The 21667-nt window shown below is 71.6% G+C and carries 22 protein-coding genes; 8 read left to right on the forward strand and 14 right to left on the reverse strand.

Annotated features, from left to right (window positions below):
- The 5 genes from folP to ACZ45Q_RS08110 all read left to right on the forward strand — a co-directional run bounded on the left by folP (window position 1) and on the right by ACZ45Q_RS08110 (window position 3149).
- Window positions 1-891, forward strand: a complete 891-nt coding sequence (folP, locus tag ACZ45Q_RS08090; protein ID WP_468256649.1) for a dihydropteroate synthase — start codon at window positions 1-3, stop codon at window positions 889-891.
- Complete coding sequence (locus ACZ45Q_RS08095) at window positions 888-1391, forward strand: nuclear transport factor 2 family protein (RefSeq protein WP_468256652.1); 504 nt, start codon at window positions 888-890, stop codon at window positions 1389-1391. The genes folP and ACZ45Q_RS08095 overlap by 4 nt, the downstream gene beginning before the upstream one ends.
- 258 nt (window positions 1392-1649) lie before the next feature.
- Complete coding sequence (gene folB, locus ACZ45Q_RS08100) at window positions 1650-2009, forward strand: dihydroneopterin aldolase (RefSeq protein ID WP_468256655.1); 360 nt, start codon at window positions 1650-1652, stop codon at window positions 2007-2009.
- On the forward strand, window positions 2006-2614 hold the full coding sequence (folK, locus tag ACZ45Q_RS08105) for a 2-amino-4-hydroxy-6-hydroxymethyldihydropteridine diphosphokinase (RefSeq protein WP_468256657.1): 609 nt from the start codon (window positions 2006-2008) through the stop codon (window positions 2612-2614). Before folB ends, folK begins: the two co-directional genes overlap by 4 nt.
- A gap of 46 nt (window positions 2615-2660) precedes the next feature.
- On the forward strand, window positions 2661-3149 hold the full coding sequence (locus ACZ45Q_RS08110) for a DUF3180 domain-containing protein (protein WP_468256660.1): 489 nt from the start codon (window positions 2661-2663) through the stop codon (window positions 3147-3149).
- Between the two features lie 12 nt (window positions 3150-3161).
- Here ACZ45Q_RS08110 and folE read toward each other — a convergent pair whose 3' ends face one another.
- The 6 genes from folE to dacB form a co-directional block, all read right to left on the reverse strand.
- Window positions 3162-3767, reverse strand: a complete 606-nt coding sequence (gene folE, locus ACZ45Q_RS08115; protein WP_468256662.1) for a GTP cyclohydrolase I FolE — start codon at window positions 3765-3767, stop codon at window positions 3162-3164.
- Between the two features lie 130 nt (window positions 3768-3897).
- Entirely contained in the window at window positions 3898-5937 is a 2040-nt protein-coding gene (ftsH, locus tag ACZ45Q_RS08120; RefSeq protein WP_468257513.1) for an ATP-dependent zinc metalloprotease FtsH, read from the reverse strand.
- A gap of 184 nt (window positions 5938-6121) precedes the next feature.
- Entirely contained in the window at window positions 6122-6682 is a 561-nt protein-coding gene (gene hpt, locus ACZ45Q_RS08125; RefSeq protein WP_332884572.1) for a hypoxanthine phosphoribosyltransferase, read from the reverse strand.
- A gap of 78 nt (window positions 6683-6760) precedes the next feature.
- A complete protein-coding gene (gene tilS, locus ACZ45Q_RS08130; RefSeq protein ID WP_468256665.1) occupies window positions 6761-7813 on the reverse strand; it encodes a tRNA lysidine(34) synthetase TilS in 1053 nt (350 codons plus the stop codon).
- 194 nt (window positions 7814-8007) lie between these two features.
- Window positions 8008-9141: a zinc-dependent metalloprotease gene (locus ACZ45Q_RS08135; RefSeq protein WP_468256667.1), complete on the reverse strand. Its 1134-nt coding sequence runs from the start codon at window positions 9139-9141 to the stop codon at window positions 8008-8010.
- A gap of 377 nt (window positions 9142-9518) precedes the next feature.
- On the reverse strand, window positions 9519-11078 hold the full coding sequence (dacB, locus tag ACZ45Q_RS08140; RefSeq protein ID WP_468256668.1) for a D-alanyl-D-alanine carboxypeptidase/D-alanyl-D-alanine endopeptidase: 1560 nt from the start codon (window positions 11076-11078) through the stop codon (window positions 9519-9521).
- 79 nt (window positions 11079-11157) lie between these two features.
- Here dacB and ACZ45Q_RS08145 point away from each other — a divergent pair, with 79 nt between their 5' ends.
- Together ACZ45Q_RS08145 and ACZ45Q_RS08150 are read left to right on the forward strand one after the other, a co-directional pair.
- On the forward strand, window positions 11158-11649 hold the full coding sequence (locus ACZ45Q_RS08145) for an inorganic diphosphatase (protein ID WP_468257517.1): 492 nt from the start codon (window positions 11158-11160) through the stop codon (window positions 11647-11649).
- Between the two features lie 120 nt (window positions 11650-11769).
- The gene (locus tag ACZ45Q_RS08150; RefSeq protein ID WP_468256670.1) at window positions 11770-13479 is read left to right on the forward strand and encodes a threonine/serine exporter family protein; all 1710 of its coding nucleotides are present in this window, start codon (window positions 11770-11772) and stop codon (window positions 13477-13479) included.
- A gap of 32 nt (window positions 13480-13511) precedes the next feature.
- Here the strand turns inward: ACZ45Q_RS08150 and ACZ45Q_RS08155 are convergent, their stop codons facing one another.
- Window positions 13512-14375: a DedA family protein gene (locus tag ACZ45Q_RS08155; protein WP_468256672.1), complete on the reverse strand. Its 864-nt coding sequence runs from the start codon at window positions 14373-14375 to the stop codon at window positions 13512-13514.
- Between the two features lie 134 nt (window positions 14376-14509).
- Here ACZ45Q_RS08155 and ACZ45Q_RS08160 point away from each other — a divergent pair, with 134 nt between their 5' ends.
- Window positions 14510-14875, forward strand: a complete 366-nt coding sequence (locus ACZ45Q_RS08160) for a YbjQ family protein (RefSeq protein ID WP_468256674.1) — start codon at window positions 14510-14512, stop codon at window positions 14873-14875.
- Between the two features lie 16 nt (window positions 14876-14891).
- Here the strand turns inward: ACZ45Q_RS08160 and ACZ45Q_RS08165 are convergent, their stop codons facing one another.
- The 7 genes from ACZ45Q_RS08165 to ACZ45Q_RS08195 form a co-directional block, all read right to left on the reverse strand.
- Entirely contained in the window at window positions 14892-15653 is a 762-nt protein-coding gene (locus ACZ45Q_RS08165) for a MerR family transcriptional regulator (RefSeq protein ID WP_468256676.1), read from the reverse strand.
- A gap of 137 nt (window positions 15654-15790) precedes the next feature.
- The gene (locus ACZ45Q_RS08170; RefSeq protein ID WP_468256678.1) at window positions 15791-16222 is read right to left on the reverse strand and encodes a PPOX class F420-dependent oxidoreductase; all 432 of its coding nucleotides are present in this window, start codon (window positions 16220-16222) and stop codon (window positions 15791-15793) included.
- 113 nt (window positions 16223-16335) lie between these two features.
- Window positions 16336-17103 (reverse strand): ABC transporter permease, encoded by a 768-nt coding sequence (locus ACZ45Q_RS08175; protein ID WP_468256681.1) that lies wholly within the window; start codon window positions 17101-17103, stop codon window positions 16336-16338.
- On the reverse strand, window positions 17100-18059 hold the full coding sequence (locus tag ACZ45Q_RS08180) for an ATP-binding cassette domain-containing protein (RefSeq protein WP_468256684.1): 960 nt from the start codon (window positions 18057-18059) through the stop codon (window positions 17100-17102). The genes ACZ45Q_RS08175 and ACZ45Q_RS08180 overlap by 4 nt, the downstream gene beginning before the upstream one ends.
- 135 nt (window positions 18060-18194) lie before the next feature.
- Window positions 18195-18836, reverse strand: coding sequence for a PadR family transcriptional regulator (locus ACZ45Q_RS08185; RefSeq protein ID WP_468256688.1), 642 nt, complete (start codon window positions 18834-18836; stop codon window positions 18195-18197).
- Between the two features lie 231 nt (window positions 18837-19067).
- The gene (locus ACZ45Q_RS08190; RefSeq protein ID WP_468256691.1) at window positions 19068-20528 is read right to left on the reverse strand and encodes an aldehyde dehydrogenase family protein; all 1461 of its coding nucleotides are present in this window, start codon (window positions 20526-20528) and stop codon (window positions 19068-19070) included.
- A gap of 88 nt (window positions 20529-20616) precedes the next feature.
- Window positions 20617-21441: a helix-turn-helix domain-containing protein gene (locus tag ACZ45Q_RS08195; RefSeq protein WP_468257520.1), complete on the reverse strand. Its 825-nt coding sequence runs from the start codon at window positions 21439-21441 to the stop codon at window positions 20617-20619.
- Window positions 21442-21667: the final 226 nt, after the last annotated feature.

A 21667-nucleotide genomic window follows, 5' to 3' on the forward strand; every position in this document is an offset into this window, starting at 1 on the left:
ATGAGCAAGCAGACCGGCCGCCGCCACGTGGCGGGACTCACCGCATGGGACCGCTGCGCGGTCATGGGGGTCGTCAACGTCACCCCCGACTCCTTCTCCGACGGCGGCCGCTGGTTCGACACGACGGCCGCGATCAAGCACGGCCTCGACCTGGTCGCCCAGGGCGCGGACCTGGTCGACGTCGGCGGCGAGTCCACCCGCCCCGGCGCGACCCGCGTCGACGAGGACGAGGAGCTGCGCCGCGTCGTCCCCGTCGTGCGCGGCCTGGCCTCGGAGGGCGCCACGATCTCCGTGGACACCATGCGCGCCACCGTCGCCGAGCAGGCCCTCGCCGCGGGCGCCGCCCTGGTCAACGACGTCAGCGGCGGCCTCGCCGACCCGCGCATGCTGCCGGTCGTCGCCGACGCCGGCGCGCCCTTCGTCGTCATGCACTGGCGCGGCTTCCTCGAGGGCGGCAACGTCAGGGGCGTCTACGACGACGTGGTCACCGAGGTCGTCGACGAGCTGCACGCGCGCGTGGAGGCCGTTCTGGAGGCCGGCGTCGCCGCCGACCGGATCGTGGTCGACCCCGGCCTGGGCTTCTCCAAGGACGCCGAGCACGACCTCGATCTGCTCGCCCGCCTCGACCGGCTCCTCGGCCTCGGCCACCCCCTGCTCGTCGCCGCCTCCCGCAAGCGGTTCCTCGGCCGCGTCCTGGCCGGACCACAGGGCGCCCCGCCGCCCGCACGCGAGCGCGACGCGGCCACCGCCGCCGTCTCCGCGCTCGCCGCGCAGGCCGGCGCCTGGGCGGTCCGGGTGCACGAGGTGCGCGCGACGGCGGACGCGGTGCGCGTGGTCAGCGCGATCGAGGGGGCGCGTGCGGCGGGCCGGGACGCGGAAGCAGCGCGGTGAGCGCCCCCCACACGGACGTCGAGGAGGTCGAGGCGGCCAACACCGCCTTCTACGAAGCGGTCGAGCAGGGCGATTTCGAGGCCCTCTCCGCGCTCTGGCTGACCCCCTCCGACCTGGGCGTCGACGAGACGTACCACGACCCGGCCGACACCGGCGTGATCTCCTGCGTGCACCCGGGCTGGCCGGTCCTCACCGGCCGCGGCGAGGTTCTCAGGTCGTACGCCCTGATCATGGCGAACACCGACTACATCCAGTTCTTCCTGACCGACGTGCACGTCTCCGTCACCGGCGACACCGCGCTGGTGACCTGCACCGAGAACATCCTCAGCGGCGGCCCCGCGCCCGCCGACGGCGACGAGCTGGGGCCGCTCGTCGGGCAGCTCGTGGTCGCCACCAACGTGTTCCGGCGCACGCCCTCCGGCTGGAAACTCTGGGCGCACCACGGTTCGCCCGTCCTGACCGAAGAAGAGGACCAGGAGAGCGAGGAACCACCGGCCTGACGGGGTAGGCGACGCTCAGGACCCCCGCAGGACCGGGACGTGGCGGGAATCACGGACCGACGGGCCGGGGGCGGCCACCGCCCGTGAGCCGGCGGGTTCGCCAGGGCAAACACAGGGTGAAACCTCGCGGCGCCCACCGGGTCCGGCGCCCCCTCGGCCCGGCGCTGTCGGTGCCCGCGGGTAGATTCGACCACGGGCCGGTGTGCCGCCCGCACGCGGTGCACCCGGCCGAGACCGACGACTGCAGGAGTGATTCGCGTGGATCGTGTCGCGCTGCGCGGCCTGAGGGCCCGCGGGCACCACGGTGTGTTCCCCAAGGAGCGCGAGGAGGGCCAGACCTTCCTCGTGGACCTCGTCCTTGGCCTGGACACCCGGCCGGCCGCGGCCGACGACGACCTGGCGAAGACCGTGCACTACGGCATCGTGGCGGAGGAGGTGGTGGCCGTCGTCCAGGGCGAGCCCGTCAACCTCGTCGAGACACTGGCCGAGCGCATCGCCCAGGTGTGTCTGAAGCACGAGGGGGTCCAGGAGGTCGAGGTGTGCGTCCACAAGCCCGACGCGCCGATCACCGTTCCCTTCGACGACGTGACCGTCACCATCACCCGGAGCCGCGTATGACTGCCTTCGCCAAGGGTCCCACCGACCCGACCGTACAGCCGGTACCCGCCTCCGTCGTCGAGAAGGTCGACGCCGCCGACACCACGCTGTCCAATCCCAAACGCGCGGTGCTCTCCCTCGGCTCCAACCTGGGCAACCGCCTGGAGACCCTCCAGGGCGCCATCGACGCCCTCGAGGACACCCCCGGCGTCCGCGTCAAGGGCGTCTCCCCGGTCTACGAGACGGAGCCCTGGGGCGTCGAGCCCGGCACCCAGCCGTCGTACTTCAACGCGGTCGTCGTCCTGAAGACCACCCTCCCCCCGTCCTCCCTGCTGGAGCGGGCGCACGCGGTCGAGGAGGCCTTCCACCGCGTCCGGGACGAGCGCTGGGGCGCCCGCACCCTCGACGTCGACATCGTCTCCTACGCCGACGTCGTCTCCGACGACCCGCAGCTCACCCTCCCCCACCCGCGCGCCCACGAACGCGCCTTCGTCCTCGCCCCCTGGCACGACGTGGAGCCCGACGCCCAGCTGCCCGGCCGGGGCGCGGTCGCCGATCTCCTGGGCGCCGTCACCCGCGAGGGCGTGGCGGCCCGCGGCGACCTGGAACTCCGGCTGCCCGAGTAGCCGTTAAGGTCGAGACGACCGATCCGGGGTAAGGCGAAGGGACACCGTGAAAGAGCTGCGCATCAGGGTGCTGGCCGGCGTCTTCGTCGTGGCCGGAATCCTGTCCTGGGCGGGCGCCCGCCTGTGGAACTCGATCGGGACCCTGCCCAGCGTCCCCCTGGCCGCCCCCATCGTGCTGGCCGTGATCGCCGTGATCCTGCTGGCCACGGCGCTCTCCCTGCGCGCCCGCCTGATCGCCCAGCGGGAGCGACGCCCCGAGGCCAAGGGCGTCGACCCGCTGATGGCCGCCCGCGCGGTCGTCTTCGGCCAGGCCAGCGCCCTGGTCGCCGCCCTCGTCAGCGGCATGTACGGCGGCACGGGCGTCTTCCTGCTGGAGTCCCTGGAGATCCCGGCCCGCCGCGACCAGGCCATCTATGCGGGGCTTTCGGTCCTGGCGGGCATCGGCGTCATAGCGGCCGCCCTCTTCCTGGAGCGCGTCTGCAAGCTCCCGGACGACGAGGACGACGACCACCCGGGCGCGGCGTCGGCGGCGTGACGTCCGGCGGCGTCAGCGCGCCATGATGAGGCTCATCGCCTCGTTGCGGGTCGCGACGTCCCGCAGCTGGCCGCGCACCGCCGAGGTCAGCGTCTTGGCGCCGGGCTTGCGGATGCCGCGCATCGACATGCACATGTGCTCGCACTCCACGACGACGATCACACCGCGCGGCTCCAGGATCTCCATCAGGGAGTCGGCTATCTGCGTGGTGAGACGTTCCTGCACCTGCGGCCGGCGGGCGTAGACGTCGACCAGCCGGGCGAGCTTGGACAGGCCGGTGATCTTGCCGGTGGTGGACGGGATGTAGCCGACGTGGGCGACCCCCCGGAACGGCACCAGATGGTGTTCGCAGGTCGAGTACACCTCGATGTCCTTCACCAGGACCATCTCGTCGTGCCCCAGGTCGAACGTCGTCGTCAGCACGTCCTCGGGCTGCTGCCACAGCCCCGAGAAGATCTCCTTGTACGCCCGCGCCACCCGCGCCGGCGTCTCGCGCAGGCCCTCGCGGTCCGGGTCCTCGCCGACCGCGATCAGCAGTTCCCGCACGGCGTTCTCGGCCCGCTTCTCGTCGAACTCGCCGATCTGGCCCTCGCCGTCCAGCGTCACGGGGTCGGTCATGTGGTGCCTCGTTCCTGTCACTGTCGTGCCTGTGGGCACACGGCACAACGGAAATGCCGTGCCCCCCAGGCTAGAACCAAGGGGGGCACGGCATACATTCCGGTCCGGCAGGGACCGACGCGGGAGCGGATCAGCTCTCGGGACGGTCCTCCGGGGCCCGCTCCGGAGCCGGGGCCGGCTCCGCGGTGGTGCTCTTGGCGGTGGAGATGGCCGCCGTCGCGCCGTTCGCTCCGTTCGTCAGTGCCAGCTCCTTCGGGGAGAGCACCGGCGGCCGGGTCGACGGCGTGCGCCGCGAGGAACCGGTCCAGGCGGGCCGCGGCGGGCGCTTGACGATCGGGGCGAAGATCTCGGCGATCTCCTCCTTGCCCAGGGTCTCCTTCTCCAGGAGGGCCAGGACCAGGTTGTCGAGGACGTCGCGGTTCTCGACCAGGATCTCCCACGCCTCGTTGTGCGCGGTCTCGATGAGCTTCTTGACCTCTTCGTCGACCAGCGCGGCGACCTCTTCCGAGTAGTCGCGCTGGTGAGCCATCTCACGGCCGAGGAACGGCTCGCTGTTGTCGCCACCGAACTTGATCGCGCCGAGCCGCTCGGTCATGCCGTACTGCGTGACCATCGCACGGGCCAGGTTGGTGGCCTTCTCGATGTCGTTGGCCGCGCCCGTGGTCGGGTCGTGGAAGACCAGTTCCTCGGCCGCCCGGCCGCCCAGCATGTAGGCGAGCTGGTCGAGCATCTCGTTGCGCGTGGTCGAGTACTTGTCCTCGTCCGGGAGCACCATCGTGTAGCCGAGGGCCCGGCCTCTGGACAGGATCGTGATCTTGTGGACGGGATCGGAGTTCGGTGAGGCCGCCGCGACCAGGGCGTGTCCGCCCTCGTGGTACGCGGTGATCTTCTTCTCCTTGTCCGACATGATCCGGGTCCGCTTCTGCGGGCCCGCCACGACGCGGTCGATGGCCTCGTCGAGCATCTTGTTGTCGATCAGCTTCTGGTCGCTGCGGGCCGTCAGCAGGGCGGCCTCGTTCAGCACGTTGGCCAGGTCGGCACCCGTCATGCCCGGCGTGCGGCGGGCGACGGCGCCCAGGTCGACGTCGGGCGCGACCGGCTTGCCCTTCTGGTGGACCTTGAGGATCTCCAGACGGCCCTGCATGTCCGGGCGGTCGACGGCGATCTGCCGGTCGAAGCGGCCGGGGCGCAGCAGCGCCGGGTCGAGGATGTCGGGCCGGTTCGTCGCGGCGATGAGGATCACGCCGCCCTTGACGTCGAAGCCGTCCATCTCGACGAGCAGCTGGTTCAGGGTCTGCTCGCGCTCGTCGTGACCGCCGCCGAGGCCGGCGCCGCGGTGGCGGCCGACCGCGTCGATCTCGTCGACGAAGACGATCGCCGGGGCGTTCGCCTTGGCCTGCTCGAACAGGTCACGGACCCGGGAGGCACCGACACCGACGAACATCTCGACGAAGTCGGAACCGGAGATCGAGTAGAACGGGACGCCCGCCTCGCCCGCGACGGCGCGCGCGAGCAGGGTCTTGCCGGTGCCGGGAGGCCCGTAGAGCAGGACGCCCTTGGGGATCTTGGCGCCGACGGCCTGGAACTTCGCCGGTTCCTGCAGGAACTCCTTGATCTCGTGGAGTTCCTCGACGGCCTCGTCCGACCCGGCGACGTCGGTGAACGTCGTCTTGGGGGTGTCCTTGGTGATGAGCTTGGCCTTGGACTTGCCGAAGTTCATCACCCGGCTGCCGCCGCCCTGCATCTGATTCATCAGGAACAGGAAGACGACCACGATCAGGACGAAGGGCAGCAGGGAGAGCAGGATGCCCACGAACGGGTTCTGCTTGGACGGCGAGACCGTATAGCCGTCCGGGATCTGCTTGTCCTGGTACTTGTTCTGCAGCGTGTTGGCGATGTCCACGCCCTGGTCGCCGATGTAGCTCGCTTGGATCTTCGAGCTGCCCTCGACCTTTTCGCCGTCCTTGAGCTGGACCTTGATGGTCTGCTCGTCACCGGTGGTCAGTTTGGCCGACTCGACCTGGTTCTGGTTGATCGCCTGGACGACCTGGCCCGTGTCCACCGTCTTGTAGCCGCCGGACGAGCCGACGACCTGCATCAACACGACCACGGCAAGGACGGCCAGCACGATCCACATGACCGGCCCACGGAAGTATCGCTTCACGTCCATCCACACGGAGCGGTGCCGCCCCGTCCCTCCTGCCATAGTGAGTTTGATAAGACAGTTCTTCCGACGGTACCCCAGCCTGGTCGCTCGAAGCCGCACAGGAGGACTAGCAATCCCGTCTGCATGCTCCAACGGCGCGAAGCCCGCCGGGGTTCCCGATCATCGTCCTCGGCCGCCGGGGCGGCGCTCAGCCGCCGTACACGTGGGGCGCGAGCGTACCGACGAACGGGAGGTTGCGGTACTTCTCGGCGTAGTCGAGGCCGTAGCCGACGACGAACTCGTTGGGGATGTCGAAGCCGACCCACTCCACGTCGATGGCCACCTTCGCGGCGTCGGGCTTGCGCAGCAGCGTGCACACCTTCAGGGAGGCGGGCTCGCGCGAGCCGAGGTTGGACAGCAGCCAGGACAGGGTCAGGCCGGAGTCGATGATGTCCTCGACGATCAGGACGTGCTTGCCCTTGATGTCGGTGTCGAGGTCCTTCAGGATCCGCACGACGCCGGAGGACTGGGTGCCCGCGCCGTAGGAGGACACGGCCATCCAGTCCATCGTGACCGGGGTGGACAGCGCCCGGGCGAGGTCCGCCATGACCATCACCGCGCCCTTGAGGACACCGACGATGAGCAGGTCCTTGCCCGCGTACTCCGCGTCGATCTTCGCGGCCAGCTCGGCCAGCTTGGCGTCGATCTCTTCCTTGGTGATGAGCACCTGCTGAAGGTCGGCACCCATGTCTTTCGCGTCCACCCGCATCACTTTCGCATCGTCCCGCTCTTCGGCCCGTATCCACACCGTCCACGGCCCGCGCCGGCGGGCCGGTGGGGGTGGGATTCAGCCTTGCCGAATCACCAGTCTGCCACCCTGCCGCCGGACGACGACCTTGCCGGGGAGGTTGATGGCCTTCTGGCCGCGCCAGCCGGTGATCAGCCGGTCGACCTCCTCGACGTGGCGGGCGAACAGCGAACCGGCCGGGGCACCGGCCTCGATGGCGGCGCGGCGCAGGATCCGGCGGCGCACGGCCGGGGGGAGGGCGTAGAGCTTGCTGCACTCCAGGCCGCCCGCGGCGTCGCGGACGCCCGCCTCGGCCTGGCGGGCCCAGGTGTCGAGGGCGTCGGCGTCGTCCCGGGAGAGCTGGGCCGTCCGGGCGAGGGCCTCGACGACGCCTTTGCCGAGGGCCTTCTCCAGGGCGGGCAGGCCCTCGTGGCGCAGCCGGGAGCGGGTGTAGGCCGGGTCGGCGTTGTGCGGGTCGTCCCAGACGGGCAGGGACTGGACCATGCAGGCCTTGCGGGCGGTCTGCCGGTCGAGCTGGAGGAACGGGCGCCGGTAACGGCCGCCGGCCCCCGAGACCGCGGCCATGCCCGACAGGGAGCGGATGCCGGAACCGCGGGCGAGCCCCAGCAGGACGGTCTCGGCCTGGTCGTCGCGGGTGTGGCCGAGCAGGACGGCGGCGGCGCCGTGGCGTTCGGCGGCGGCGTCCAGGGCGGCGTAGCGGGCGTCGCGGGCGGCGGCCTCGGGGCCGGCGCCGCGGCCGACGGTCACGGCGGTGGACTCGACGGGGTCGAGGCCCATCTCGCGCAGCCGCAGGACGACCTCCTCGGCGCGCAGGTCGGAGCCGGGCTGGAGGCCGTGGTCGACGGTGATGCCGCCGGCCCGGACGCCGAGCCGGGGGGCTTCGAAGGCGAGGGCGGAGGCGAGTGCCATGGAGTCGGCGCCGCCGGAGCAGGCGACGAGGACGAGCGGCGCCGGCGGACGTGCGAGCGCGCCGTCGGGGGCCGGCCGCCCGGCGGGGGCGCTGAGCGCCGGGGTGTTCAGTTCGGTGAGGATGTCGTGGAGGACGCGGCGGACCGCCAGGCGTATCGCCGCGACCGCAGGATGGGGACCCATGTCCGGTGCCCTTCATGAAGTTTTCGGGGGGTGAACCCCGTTATCGGTCACGCAGAGTGTGTAGATGGTGACAGAAACGGGGCGTGCCCCGAGCATTGCACGCCTGCCGGGGGCTCACGGTCCCTCGGACGGGTGATTGGAGGGGCGTTCGCCTGCCGTCTGCCGGAACCGGTTCACGCCCCGCCCGCTCCGGTTCAGCCCTCGGGCCTGCGGTGCACCCGTGCGATCCAGTCCGCCGGTTTGGCGATCTCCGTCTTGGTGGGGAGGGTGTTCGGGGAGGTCCACACGCGGTTGAAGCCGTCCATGCCGACCTGGTCGACGACCGCCCGGACGAACCGCTCGCCGTCCCGGTACTGCCGGAGCTTGGCGTCCAGGCCGAGCAGCTTGCGCAGGGCGAGGTCGAGCCGGGAGGCGCCCTTGGCCCGGCGCTGCTGGAACTTCTCGCGGATCTCCCCCACGGTCGGTACGACCTCGGGTCCGACGCCGTCCATGACGAAGTCGGCGTGGCCCTCCAGCAGCGACATCACGGCGGTGAGGCGGCCGAGGATCTCCCGCTGGGCGGGGCTCTGCACCAGTTCGACCAGGGACCGGCCGCCGTCGTCCTCCTCGCCCTCGGGCCGGCCGCCGGCCAGCGCCTGGGCGGCCTCCCGGACGCGTTCGAGGACGGTCATCGGGTCGACGTCGGTCTCCGCGAGGAACGACTGGATCTCGCCCTCGAGGTGGTCGCGCAGCCAGGGCACCGCGGTGAACTGGGTGCGGTGCGTCTCCTCGTGCAGGCACACCCACAGGCGGAAGTCGTGCGGCTCGACGTCGAGTTCGCGCTCGACGTGGACGATGTTGGGGGCGACGAGCAGGAGCCGGCCGCCGCCGTTCTCGCCGGCCGGGAGGTCGCGGGTGGCCGGGGCGAAGGTCTCGTACTGGCCGAGGACCCGGGACGACAGGAACGACAGCAGCATGCCCAGTTCGACGCCGGTGACCTTGCCGCCGACGGCGCTCATGACCGCGCCGCCGGGGGTGCCGCCGCGGCGCTGCTGCATCTTGTCGAGCAGCGGTTTGAGCAGTTCGCGGAAGCCGGCGACGTTGGCCCGGACCCAGCCGGGGCGGTCGACGACGAGGACGGGGGTGTCGTCCGCCTCGTCGGAGACCATACGAGTGAAGCCCCGGACGTGTTCCTCCGAGGCCTGGGCATGCCGGCGAAGTTCCGCGACGACGGCGCGGGCCTCGTCGCGGCTCACCTCGGGGCCCGGCCGTACCAGGCGGGTCGCGGTCGCGACCGCGAGGTTCCAGTCGACCATCCCGGAAGATGCAGCACCACCGATGCTCGTCATGTGTCAACCGTACGTGAGCGCTGCCGCTGGGGGCAGGCTGTGCGGGGCCCGTCCCGGGGGCCCTGGTACGTCGGCGAGGTGGGCGTCGGTCGAGCGGTCGCCCGGCATCGGCCCGCCGTGCCCATCCGTTCCGCCCTGCGGAACGACTGCCGGCGGCGTGGGCCGAGCGGGGCCATGACGGGGGCGGTGCGTGGGCGCCCCAGGGCGCGGGGAGCTGCGCGACCGGCCACGACGCGCCCGCAGACGGCCTGCACGGCCCCGGGGCAGATCCTGCGGAGCCCGGGCGCGCCCGCCGGACGCCCCACGGCCGGGCGCGGGTACGGCCGAGCCAGGCGCGCGCGTCGCGGACCGGGGGGCTGAGCCGCGCGGGAGGTCGGTCAGCCGGAGGCGGTCAGGGCTGTTGCCAGGTCGTCCAGCGTCGACTGGGCCGCGCCCGCGTTCGTCGTGCCGGAGGCCAGGAAGGCGAAGGCCAGGGGGCGGCCGTCCCGGGTGACCACCGTGCCGGCCAGGGTGTTGACCCCGGTCAGGGTGCCGGTCTTGGCGCGGACCAGGCCGGCCGCGCCGTCGGCGTACCGGCCGCTCAGGGTGCCGGTGAAGCCGGCGACCGGGAGGCCGGTGAGGGCGGGCCGGAGCTCGGGGCGGGCCGGGTCGGCGGCCTCGACCAGCAGGGCGGTGAGCGCGTCGGCGGTGAGCCGGCCGGTGCGGTCCAGGCCGCTTCCGTCGCGGACCTCGACGCCGGTGAGGGGGATGCCCAGCTGCTTCAGGCGGGCCTCGATCGCGGCGGAGGCGCCGGCGAAGTCGGCGCGTTCGCCGGTCGCCAGGGCGGTGTGCCGGGCGAGGGCCTCGGCGATGTCGTTGTCGCTGTTGGTGAGCATCCGCTCGACCAGGGCGGACAGCGGCGGTGAGGACACGGTGGCGAGGGTGTCGGCGCGGTTGGTCGCCTTGGAGGGGCCGGGGGGCGTGGCCTCGATCCCGTGCTCGGCCAGGAGGCCGGCGAAGGTGCGCGCGGCGTCTGCGGCCGGATCGGGGACGCGCGTGACCGGGCCGCGGGTGGAGTCGTCGGGGCGGGCCTCGTCGGCCATGAGGGCGGTGACCTCGGCGAGGTTGCCGTTGACACCGATCGGGTGCTTTTCGTCGCCGGCGTACAGGGTCGTGTCGTAGGACAGGGTCACCTCGCGCACGTCGCGCTTCTTCAGGGCGCGCGCGGTGCGCTCGGCGAGGGCGCGCAGGCTCGCCAGGCCCTTCGCGTCGGCGCGCGCGGTGAGGGTGGGGTCGCCGCCGCCGACGAGGACCAGCTCGCCGGTGTCGGGCTCCAGGGCGGTGCGGGTGCTGAGGCGGTGGTCGGGACCGAGGGCGGAGAGGGCGGCGACGGCGGTGGCGATCTTCGTGGTGGACGCGGGGGTGAGGGGGACGCCGACGCCCGTGCCGAACAGGCGCCGGCCCGTGCGGAGGTCCACGACGGACGCCGCGTGCCGGGTGCCGAGGGCCGGGTCCCGCATCAGGCCGCTCAGGGCGTCCGCGAGGGCCGCCGCGTCCGGTGCCCGCCCCCCGCCGCCGGTGCCGGTGTCGGCGAGGCCGGTCAGGACGGACGCGGCGCTGGGGGCGGGGCGGGGCGCCCCCGACGTCGTACCGGAGCTGCCCGTTCCGTGGCCGTGATCTGCGCCACCCGTGCCCTCCAGGGCGACGGCGCGGTCCCGCTCGGCCGTACGCTGACCCGTGGCGTCCCAGGGGCCCGCGGCGGTCACCGCACCGGCGGCCAGCGCGAGTCCGGCGGTGGCGGCACCCGCGGTGTACTGCCAGGTCCGCGGCTTCGTGATCCGGGCGAGCCGCGGTGTCGTGGCCCGTGCCAACCGCGCGAACCGCGGACGGACGGCGCCCGCGGCCCGCACCACATGCGGCCTCGCGGCCCGCCAAGGCCTCAGCTTGGGCACGACCACCAGCCCCTTTCGCGATCACACACCGGCGTGAGGGACACTTAATCACCAGAACGATGTGCTGATCATGGAGGAGCCACCGGTGGAGTTCGACGTCACGATCGAGATCCCGAAGGGTTCGCGGAACAAGTACGAGGTGGACCACGAGACGGGTCGGATCCGCCTGGACCGTCGACTCTTCACCTCGACCGCCTACCCGACCGACTACGGCTTCGTCGAGAACACCCTCGGCGAGGACGGCGACCCGCTGGACGCGCTGGTCATCCTGGACGAGCCGACGTTCCCGGGCTGCCTGATCCGCTGCCGCGCGATCGGGATGTTCCGCATGACCGACGAGGCCGGCGGCGACGACAAGCTGCTGTGCGTCCCGGCGACGGACCCGCGTGTGGAGCACCTGCGTGACATCCACCACGTCTCGGAGTTCGACCGCCTGGAGATCCAGCACTTCTTCGAGGTCTACAAGGACCTGGAGCCCGGCAAGTCCGTCGAGGGCGCCAACTGGGTGGGCCGGGTGGACGCCGAAGAGGAGATCGAGCGGTCCTACAAGCGCTTCAAGGAGCAGGGCGGTCACTGACACCCCACCCGCACCGCTTCGCCTGACGGGCCGCACGCGCACGCGTGCGGCCCGTCCGTGTTTGGGTGCGCATACTGAGGGCTACAGGAGGGTGTGTTCGAAGCAGGGAGCGCAACGCACGTGACGGACGCGGAGGACCGCAAGCCGCAGTCGGACGAGGCCAGGAGCGCCTTCCGGCAGCCGACCGGTACCGCGGCGCCGGTCGACGGCGAGTCGCAGACGACGTCCGAGTTCGCCATCCCGCAGGGACTGGCCGTGCCCCGTACGGACAGCGAACCGGAGATCACCTCCGAGTTCGCGCTGCCGGAAGGGCTCGACGCGCCGCAGGCGCCGCACGCCGAGCCCGAGGGGTCGGCGTTCAGCACGCCGAAGACCTACAGCGCCCGCAACGCCCCGCCGGCGTTCACGCCGCCGGGCGGTGTACCGGCGGTGCGGCTGACCAAGGACGCGCCCTGGCAGGACCGGATGCGGGCGATGCTGCGCATGCCGGTCGCCGACCGTCCCGCGCCGGAGAAGGAGCACCGGCACGAGGACGAGACGGGCCCCGCGGTGCCGCGTGTGCTCGACCTGACGCTGCGTATCGGGGAGCTGCTGCTGGCGGGCGGTGAGGGCGCCGAGGACGTGGAGGCGGCGATGTTCGCCGTCTGCCGCTCCTACGGACTGGACCGGTGCGAGCCGAACGTCACCTTCACCCTGCTGTCGATCTCGCACCAGCCGTCGCTGGTGGAGGACCCGGTGACGGCGTCGCGGACGGTACGCCGCCGGGGCACCGACTACACCCGGCTGGCGGCCGTGTACCGGCTGGTGGACGACCTCAGCGACCCGGAGAACCACATCTCCCTGGAGGAGGCCTACCGGCGGCTGGCGGAGATCCGCCGGAACCGGCACCCGTATCCGACGTGGGTGCTGACGGCGGCGACCGGGCTGCTCGCGGGTTCGGCGTCGGTGCTGGTCGGCGGTGGTCCGACGGTGTTCCTCGCGGCGATGATCGGCGCGATGCTCGGCGACCGGCTGGCGTGGCTGTGCGCGGGCCGGGGGCTGCCGGAGTTCTACCAGTTCGCGGTGGCGGCGATGCCTCCGGCCGCGGTCGGGGTCGCGCTGACGCTGGCGCACGTCGACGTCAAGGCGTCCGCGGTGATCACCGGTGGGCTGTTCGCGCTGCTGCCCGGGCGGGCGCTGGTGGCGGGGGTGCAGGACGGCCTGACCGGCTTCTACATCACCGCGTCGGCCCGGTTGCTGGAGGTCATGTACTTCTTCGTCAGCATCGTGGCCGGGGTCCTGGTGATGCTGTACTTCGGCGTCCAGATGGGGGCGAAGCTCAATCCGGACGACCAGCTGGGCACGGGCGACGAGCCGGTGGTGCAGATCTGCGCCGCCATGATGCTGTCGCTGTCCTTCGCCGTACTGCTCCAGCAGGAGCGGTCCACCGTGCTGGCGGTGACCCTGAACGGCGGCGTGGCGTGGAGCGTGTTCGGCGCGATGCACCTGGCGGGAGACATCTCGCCGGTGGCGTCGACGGCCGCGGCGGCGGGGCTGGTGGGGCTGTTCGGGCAGCTGATGTCCCGGTACCGGTTCGCGTCGGCGCTGCCGTACACGACCGCGGCGATCGGACCGCTGCTGCCCGGTTCGGCGACGTACTTCGGTCTGCTGGGGATCGCGCAGAACGAGATCGACGGGGGGCTCGTCTCGCTGTCCAAGGCGGTGGCGCTGGCCATGGCCATCGCCATCGGGGTGAACCTCGGGTCGGAGATCTCCCGGCTGTTCCTGAAGGTGCCGGGTGCGGCGAGCGCGCCGGGGCGCCGTGCGGCGAAGCGGACGCGGGGTTTCTGACGCCGGGCGGCTCCCCGCGTCCCCGAGCCGGTTCAGTAACCCTGGTCGTACGGGTACTGGCCGTCCTGCCGGCCGCCGTAGCCCTGCGGGTACTGCTGGGCGTAGGGCTGGTGGTGGCCCTGGTTCCCCTGGGTGCCGTAGCCCTGGCCGTACTGCTGCTGGGGCGGGTCGATGCGGCGCAGCTGGGTCGTCGCGTCGTCCATCGGCGGGTACTGCGGCTGGGGCTGGGGCTGCTGGTACTGCTGCGGGGCCGCCGGGGGCCGGGTCACCGCGGCGCGCTTCTTCTTGCCGCGCTCGCGGAGGTACTCGACGACGATCGGCACCACGGAGAGGAGGACGATCAGGATGAGGATCGACTCGACGTTGGTGCGGATGAACTCGATCTGGCCGAGCCAGTAACCGGCGACGGTGACGCCCGTGCCCCAGGCGATGCCGCCGATGATGTTGTACGTCAGGAACGTGCGGTACTTCATGCGGCCGGCGCCCGCCACGATGGGGGCGAAGGTGCGCACGATCGGGACGAAGCGGGCCAGGACGATCGCCTTGGGACCGTACTTCTCCATGAACTCGTGGGCCTTCTCCAGGTTCTCCTGCTTGAAGAGCCGGGAGTTCGGGCGGTTGAAGATCCGCGGTCCGAAGAACTTGCCGATGGTGTAGCCCACCTGGTCGCCGATGACGGCGGCCAGCACGATCAGCAGGCAGACCAGCCACAGCGGCTGGCTGATGTACTCGCCCTGGGCGACGAACAGCCCCGCGGTGAACAGCAGCGAGTCGCCGGGCAGGAAGGCGAAGAGCCCCGACTCGGCGAAGACGATCAACAGGATGCCGGGCAGGCTGAAGGTCGAGATCAGGTAGTCCGGGCTGAGCCACTCGGGGCCGAGCGCAAGCGTGGTCACGGGAATGTGGCTCCTGCTGCTGGGAGGCGGACGGGACTGACTGGCTGCCCAAAAGTATCAACGCAGCCGGGGTGGTCCCGGTTCCCCGGGCGTCCGGCGTGCAGCGCGGTCGCACAGGGGGAAACCTGGGAACCATGGGCATCGAAGAATACGGCGGTGGACAGGGCCCCGAGCCCGATGTGCTCGTCGTGACCACGAACGACGTTCCCGGCCACCGGGTGCAGGAGGTGCTCGGCGAGGTCTTCGGACTGACCGTGCGCTCCCGGCACCTGGGGAGCCAGATCGGCGCCGGGCTGAAGTCCCTGGTCGGGGGTGAGCTGCGCGGTCTGACCAAGACGCTGGTCGAGACCCGCAACCAGGCGATGGAGCGGCTCGTCGAGCAGGCACGCGCGCGTGGCGCCAACGCGGTGCTGGCCTTCCGGTTCGATGTGACGGAGGCCGCGGACGTCGGCACCGAGGTGTGCGCCTACGGGACGGCGGTGGTCGTGGCCCGGGAGTGACCCGGGCCACGGCCGGTCAGGAGGTGTGCCGGGCGGCGTTGGCGGTGATCGCGTCCCGCATGTAGGCGGCCAGACCGGGCTTGGCCTGGTCGATGTTGCGGGTGAACCGCTCGTCCGAGACGTACATCTCGCCCAGGCAGGTGTGCATCTCGTGGCCGCAGTCGTAGTGGTTGCGGGAGATCTGCCGGCGGTGGTCCTCGGCGGCGTCCATGGCCGCCTCGGAGTCCGCCGGCTCACCGGCCTCCATCAGCGCGACGAACCGACGGGTCAGTTCGTCGGCCTCGCGCTGGATGCGCTGCCAGTCCTCCTTGGTGTAGGACGCGGTGCGCTCGCGGGACTGCCGGTAGGCGTCGGTGTCGCCCCAGCGTTCGCGCACCTCGTCCTCGTACTGGTCCGGGTCGAAGTCCCCGAACACCTCGAACTTCTCCTCGGGCGTGAGGTTGATGCCCATCTTCCGTGCCTCCATGGCGTGCTCCACGGCCTCCGCCATCTTCTGCAGCTTCTCGATCCGGGCGGTCAGCAGCTCGTGCTGGCGGCGCAGGTGCGCGCGCGGGTCCGCGTCCGGGTCGTCGAGCAGGGCGGCGACCTCGTCGAGCGGGAAGCCCAGCTCCCGGTAGAACAGGATCTGCTGCAACCGGTCGAGATCGGCGTCGCTGTAGCGCCGGTGGCCCGCGTGGCTGCGCTCGCTCGGCACGAGCAGGCCGATGTCGTCGTAGTGGTGCAGGGTGCGCACCGTGACGCCGGCGAAGCCGGCCACCTGTCCCACGGGGTAGCTCACTTCCGCTCCTTCCTCTTACGCGCTCCACGCTGCCGCCTCACGCGACGTGAGGTGCAAGCCCGGCGCAGGCGGCCGGGGCCGCCGGGCCGGTGAGCGCGGCCGGCGGCGGGGGGAGCGGCCACGGAGCGGGCCCTGGGTCAGCGGATTCTGGCGCCGTAGACGTGGTCGACCGTCATCGTCATGAGCACGCGGCGGTCGGAGACCATCACCGAGCGGTACTCGTCCCAGTCGGGGTGCTCGCCGGCGGCGAGGCGGTAGTAGCGCACCAGGGCCTCGACCTCCGGGCCGTGGGGGTCGGTGCCGGGTCCGGTGAGGGTCGCCGTGCCCTCGGCGGTCGCCCAGGAGCCGCCGTCCGGGCTGGTGACCTCCAGGGTGGCGCGGGGGTCCCGGCGGAGGTTGGCCGTCTTGGCGCGTCCCTCGGTCATGGAGACGTGGATGACGTTGTCGGCCGGGTCGTAGAAGGGCATCACGGGGGACATCTGCGGACGACCGTCCGCCTTGATCGTGGCCAGGACGCCGAGCCGGCTCTCCGCCAGCAGGGCGCGGGGGTCGAAGGGGGCGGTGGTCATGGGCGCACTCCGGGCGGCTCGCCGAACACGTCGATCACCGCAGCGTAGCCGCCGCCGCGCCTCTCGGCGACGGCCACGCGCGGCCGGGCGCCCCCTGCGGAGGCGCCGCCCCGCTACCGGTCCAGCCTCGCGAACCTCCGGACCGCCAGCGGGAAGAAGACGGCCAGCAGGGCCAGCGGCCAGATGATCGCCGGCCACACGTGCCCGGCCTCGCCGCCGGGGCCGCCGAACAGGTCCCGCACGGCCGTCGCGGTGTGGGACATCGGGTTCCACTGGACGACCGTGCCCAGCCAGTCGGGCATGGATGCGGGCGTGGCGAAGGCGTTGGACAGGAAGCCCACGGGCCACACCAGGATCTGCACCGCCTGCACCATCTCCGGTTTCCCGGCGACCAGCGCCAGGTGGATGCCGATCCAGAGCATCGCGAAGCGGAGCAGGAGCAGCAGGCCGATGGCGCCGAGGAAGGCGCCCGCGCCGCCGTGGACGCGCCAGCCGAGGGCCAGGCCGGTGCCCATCAGCACCAGCAGGGCGATCGCCGACTGGAGCATGTCGGCGGCGGAACGGCCCACCAGGACCGCGCCGTTGGCCATGGGCATGGCCCGGAAGCGGTCGACGACGCCCTTGTTGAGGTCCTGGGTGACGGCGATCATCGTGCCCTCCAGGCCGAAGGCCATGGTGAGCGCGAACATGCCGGGGACCAGGTAGTCGATGTAGTCCCCGCTCACTCCCCGGCCGCCGCCGATGAGGTAGCCGAACATCAGCAGGAGCATGACCGGGAAGATCACGTTGACGACGACCGCGACCGGCTGCCGTCCCCAGCGGGCCAGCTCCCGGCGGGTCATGGTCCAGGAGTCGGTGAGGGCATAGGTGACGGTGCTCATGCGGCCTCCTCGGTGCGGTCGGTGAGGTGCAGGAACACCTCGTCCAGCGTCGGACGGCGCAGGGCGACGTCATCGGCCTCGATCCCGGCCTCCTCCAGGGCCCGTACGACCCGGGAGAGCGACGCCATCCGGTCGCTGACCGGTGCGCTGAGCAGCCGGCGGTCGGCGTCGACGGTGACGCCGGCGAGCGGCAGCAGGGCGGCCGCGGCGTCGAGGCGCCCGGCGTCGCGCAGGACCACGTCGATGCGGTCGCCGCCGGTGGCGGCCTTCAGCTCGTCGGCGGTGCCGTCGGCGATGACGCGGCCGGCGGCGACGACCGAGATGCGGTCGGCCAGCTGGTCGGCCTCCTCCAGGTACTGGGTGGTCAGCAGGACCGTCGTCCCGCCGCCGACCAGGGAGCGGACCGCCTCCCACACCTCGGCGCGGCCCCGGGGGTCGAGGCCCGTCGTCGGCTCGTCCAGGAAGAGCACCTCCGGTTCGGTGATCAGGGACGCGGCCAGGTCCAGCCGGCGCCGCATGCCGCCGCTGTAGGACTTGACCGGCTTGTGTCCGGTGTCGGTGAGGTCGAAGCGCGCCAGCAGTTCGTCGGCACGCGCGCGTGCCCTCCGGGCGCCCAGGTGGTGGAGGCGGCCGAACATCTCCAGGTTCTGCCGGCCGCCCAGTTCCTCGTCGAGGGCCGCGTGCTGACCGAGCAGGCCGATGCGCATGCGCACCTCGTACGCCTGGCGGACCACGTCGTGGCCGGCCACCTCGATCCGGCCGGCGTCGGGTCGCAGCAGCGTGGAAAGGACGCGGACCAGGGTGGTCTTGCCCGCGCCGTTGGGTCCGAGAACTCCGTGGACCGTGCCTCGCGCGACCGTCAGGTCGAGCCCGTCGAGCGCGTGCTTTCCGTCCTTGCCGTTCCTGCCCCCGTACGTCTTGCGTGCCTCTCGGACGGTGATCGCCGCGTCGGCCACTGAGCCTCCTCGCTCGCTAGTCAAGCTTGACTACTTGATCGAAGGTATCCCCCGGAACCTGATTAGTCAAACTTGATTAACGAGGACGGCCGGAAAGCGACCCTCCGGTCCCCGGAACCGTCGGAGCCTTGGGGATCAGTGTCCCTTCCCGGGATGCCGCTCCCCGGTCGCGAACGGGTTCTCCTCGCCCTCCCGCAGCACCCCGACGAACGGCTCCCCCTCGCCGGCGAAGGTGTACGCCCCGCCGCGGATGCGTTCGATGAGCCCGCGCGTCCACTCGGCGCCGGCGTCGGCGGAGTGGATCCACAGGTGCATGATCTCGCCGATGTGGCCGAGCTGTCCGGGGCCGTCCTCGGGCACGTAGTACTCCGTGACGCCCTTGCGCCACTCCTGGATGGCGCGGACCCGCTCCTGAAGCAGCGCCAGCACCTCCTCGCGGCCCAGGTCGACCATCAGGCCGACCCCGGCGGAGAGGACGTCCGGCTTCTGGTTGTAGGCGGTCAGGGACTCCCGCAGCAGCGCGAAGTACTCCTCGGTGCCCTTGTCGGTGATCTCGTACTCGGTGCGCGGCGGACCGCCGGCGGTCGACGGGGCGGTCTCGTGCTCGTGCAGCAGGCCCTGCTTCGCCATCTGCTTCAGAGCGTGGTAGATCGAGCCCGGCTTGGCGTTGGACCACTCGTGCGCGCCCCAGTACTCCAGGTCGTTGCGCACCTGGTAGCCGTGGGCCCGCCCGTGCTGGCGGACCGCGCCGAGCACCAGGAGACGGATCACTGACATGCGGTCCAGAGTAGGCCGCGAACGGTCACCGCCAGGCGCTGCCCTGCTCCTTCGCGACCAGGTCCCAAGCGGTGGGGCCGTCCGGCGACTCCCGGAGAGCGACCAGGACCGGCCGTCCTTCGCCGTCGTTCCGCAATCGGATGCTGCCTGCTGACACCGACGAAGCCATGGGCCCCTGCGGTCGGCTTCCGTCCGCAAGGGCCCGTCGGGTGAAGGGCGTGTCCGTTCGGCTCAGAACGGGAAGCCGCTGCGGCCGTGCTGGACGGAGATCCACTTCTGGGTGGTGAACGCCTCCAGCATCGACTCGCCGTTCAGCCGGCCGACACCCGAGTGCTTCTCGCCGCCGAAGGGCACGATCGGCTCGTCGTGCACCGTGCCGTCGTTCACGTGGAACATGCCGGTGTCGATCTGCTTGGCGAACCGCACGCCCCGCTCGACGTCCGCCGTGTGCACGGCGCCGCTCAGGCCGTACGGGGTGTCGTTGACCAGGCGTACGGCCTCCTCCTCGCCGTCGAACGGGACGAGGAAGGCGACCGGACCGAACAGCTCCTGCCGCAGCAGGGGGGAGTCGGCGGGCAGGCCGGTCAGCACGGACGGCTCGACCAGGTTGTCCGTGCGTCCGCCGCGCACCAGGGCCGTGGCGCCCTCGGCGAGCGCCTGCTCGACCGCGCCCGTGATCGCGTCCGCCTGCGAGGAGTTGATCACCGGGCCGATGATCGTCTGCGGGTCGCTCGGGTCGCCGGCCTTCAGCGAGCCGACCTTGGCGACGAACTTCTCGGTGAACTCGTCGGCGATCGACCGGTCGACCAGGACGCGGTTGGCGGCCATGCAGACCTGGCCCTGGTGGACGTACCGGCTGAAGACCGCGGCGTCGACCGCGTAGTCGACGTCGGCGTCGTCCAGCACGACCAGGGCGCTGTTGCCGCCCAGTTCGAGCACCGCGCGCTTGAAGTTCGCGGCGCAGACGGTGGCCACGTGGCGGCCGACCTGGTCGGAGCCGGTGAAGGAGATGACCTTCGGGACCGGGTGCTCGATGAAGGCGTCGCCGATCTCGGCGATGTCGGTGACGACCACGTTCAGCAGGCCGCCGGGCAGCCCGGCGTCCTCGAAGAGCTTCGCGACGAGGGTGCCGCCGACGATCGGGGTGTTCTGGTGCGGCTTGAGGACCACGCCGTTGCCCAGGGCGAGGGCGGGGGCGACCGACTTCAGGGAGAGCAGGAACGGGAAGTTGAAGGGGCTGATGACGCCCACCACGCCGACGGGGACGCGGTAGACGCGGTTTTCCTTGCCGTCCACCGGGGACGGGATGATCCGGCCCTCGGGGCTCAGCGCCAGGTGGACCGCCTCGCGCAGGAACTCCTTGGCCAGGTGCAGTTCGAACGCGGCCTTCAGGCGCGTGCCGCCCAGCTCGGCGATGATCGCCTCGGTGATCTCCTGCTCGCGCTCCTCGACGAGGCGCAGCGCCTTCTCGAACACCGCACGGCGGGCGTAGGGGTTGGTCTGCGCCCACTGCCTCTGCGCCCGCTCGGCCGCCCGGTAGGCGGCGTCGACCTCGTCGGCCGTGGCTATCGTGATCGAGGCCAGCTTCTCGTCGTCGTACGGGTTGAAGTCGATGATGTCCCAGGAGCCGGAGCCCGGGCGCCACTCACCGTCGATGTACTGCAGAGCCAGGTCGGTGAAGTACGACGACATGTGATCCCTCAATCCCTTGCCGCCACGGCAGGCGACATCGACAACCGGTCACCCTCGGGGTCTGATCACGCGTCATCGTACTTGTGTTTCAAGAGAGTTGGAGGAGTCCCCGCAGAAGGTCCCGGCTCTCGTCCGGACCCGGGCTGTCCTGCTGGAGTTCCTTCAGCGCCTTCTCGTACTGGGCGACGTCCTCGCGCTTGTCCAGGTACAGGGCGCTGGTGAGCTGCTCCAGGTAGACCACGTCCGAGAGGTCGGACTCGGGGAAGCTGAGGATCGTGAACGCGCCACTCTCGCCGGAGTGCCCGCCGAAGCCGAAGGGCATCACCTGGAGCCGTACGTTGGGGCGTTCGGACATCTCGATCAGGTGCTGGAGCTGGCCGCGCATCACCGCGCGGTCGCCGTACGGCCGGCGCAGCGCGGCCTCGTCCAGCACGATGTGGAACTCGGGCGCGTTCTCCGCGACGAGGTACTTCTGCCGCTCCAGGCGCAGCGCCACCCGCCGCTCGACGTCGGCTTCACCCGCGCCCGCCATGCCGCGCCGGACGACCGCGCGGGCGTACTCGGGGGTCTGGAGCAGGCCGTGCACGAACTGCACCTCGTAGACCCGGATCAGGGAGGCCGCGCCCTCCAGGCCCACATAGGTCGGGAACCAGCTGGGCAGGACGTCGGAGTAACTGTGCCACCATCCCGCGACGTTGGCCTCCTTGGCGAGGGCCAGCAGGGAGGAACGCTCCTGCTCGTCGGTGATGCCGTACAGCGTCAGCAGGTCCTCGACGTCCCTCGTCTTGAAGCTCACCCGGCCCAGCTCCATCCGGCTGATCTTCGACTCGGAGGCGCGGATCGAGTAGCCCGCCGCCTCGCGCGTGATCCCCCGTGCCTCACGCAGCCGCCTGAGTTGTGATCCGAGCAGCATGCGCCGCACCACCGATCCGGGCTCTCCCACGCTCACGTTCGCCAGCCTCCCCAACCGCCTACAGGGCCCGAAGTCTGCCACTAAAACACTTCGAGCAGTACTCGTGCGGTTACGGAAACGGAATCGGGCCAAAGAAAGCGTGCAGGCTCGGGCACGGAGCGTCGACAAAGCGGTCGACGGGCGACCACGAGGAGGCGCGAAGATGACGGAAAAATTGACCAAGAAG

This window comes from Streptomyces sp. NPDC031049 (genome assembly GCF_055571015.1).

Excerpts from the sequence above, each read along its gene's own strand:
- folP (WP_468256649.1), top strand. The coding sequence starts at position 1 with ATGAGCAAGCAGACCGGCCGCCGCCACGTGGCGGGACTCACCGCATGG.
- folK (WP_468256657.1), top strand. The coding sequence starts at position 2,006 with ATGACTGCCTTCGCCAAGGGTCCCACCGACCCGACCGTACAGCCGGTA.
- folE (WP_468256662.1), bottom strand. The coding sequence starts at position 3,767 with ATGACCGACCCCGTGACGCTGGACGGCGAGGGCCAGATCGGCGAGTTC.
- ftsH (WP_468257513.1), bottom strand. The coding sequence starts at position 5,937 with ATGGACGTGAAGCGATACTTCCGTGGGCCGGTCATGTGGATCGTGCTG.
- hpt (WP_332884572.1), bottom strand. The coding sequence starts at position 6,682 with ATGCGGGTGGACGCGAAAGACATGGGTGCCGACCTTCAGCAGGTGCTC.
- tilS (WP_468256665.1), bottom strand. The coding sequence starts at position 7,813 with ATGGGTCCCCATCCTGCGGTCGCGGCGATACGCCTGGCGGTCCGCCGC.
- ACZ45Q_RS08135 (WP_468256667.1), bottom strand. The coding sequence starts at position 9,141 with ATGACGAGCATCGGTGGTGCTGCATCTTCCGGGATGGTCGACTGGAAC.
- ACZ45Q_RS08160 (WP_468256674.1), top strand. The coding sequence starts at position 14,510 with ATGGGCATCGAAGAATACGGCGGTGGACAGGGCCCCGAGCCCGATGTG.
- ACZ45Q_RS08170 (WP_468256678.1), bottom strand. The coding sequence starts at position 16,222 with ATGACCACCGCCCCCTTCGACCCCCGCGCCCTGCTGGCGGAGAGCCGG.
- ACZ45Q_RS08175 (WP_468256681.1), bottom strand. The coding sequence starts at position 17,103 with ATGAGCACCGTCACCTATGCCCTCACCGACTCCTGGACCATGACCCGC.
- ACZ45Q_RS08185 (WP_468256688.1), bottom strand. The coding sequence starts at position 18,836 with ATGTCAGTGATCCGTCTCCTGGTGCTCGGCGCGGTCCGCCAGCACGGG.
- ACZ45Q_RS08190 (WP_468256691.1), bottom strand. The coding sequence starts at position 20,528 with ATGTCGTCGTACTTCACCGACCTGGCTCTGCAGTACATCGACGGTGAG.
- ACZ45Q_RS08195 (WP_468257520.1), bottom strand. The coding sequence starts at position 21,441 with ATGCTGCTCGGATCACAACTCAGGCGGCTGCGTGAGGCACGGGGGATC.